We start from the raw sequence: 252 nt of genomic DNA on the forward strand, positions 1-252 counted from the left end.
AGTATGCTCCGGAATAATTTTGCCGGCCAGCCATTTTTTTAATTTATAAGGGGGTCAGCATCCGCCGGAATGACAGATACCTAAAAGGTGGGCTTTAGAGGGGTCAGCTTAGTCCGGAATATCCAGGACCTAATTATTACAGGACCAACCGGAGTAGGCAAATCATTTATCGCTTGTGCCTTGGGATTCCAGGCCTGTGCACAGGAACTTAAAACCATGTATTTTACGGCCAATAAACTCCTGGACCGAATG

General features: G+C 46.0%; 1 protein-coding gene. It reads left to right on the forward strand.

What is annotated here, in order from left to right; genetic code table 11:
* Positions 1-87: 87 nt before the first annotated feature.
* Positions 88-252 (forward strand): ATP-binding protein (locus tag LB467_RS19570; protein ID WP_394371830.1); only part of this gene is annotated, 165 nt, incomplete at its 3' end.

This window comes from Salegentibacter tibetensis, from assembly GCF_020164485.1.
Classification (GTDB): domain Bacteria; phylum Bacteroidota; class Bacteroidia; order Flavobacteriales; family Flavobacteriaceae; genus Salegentibacter; species Salegentibacter tibetensis.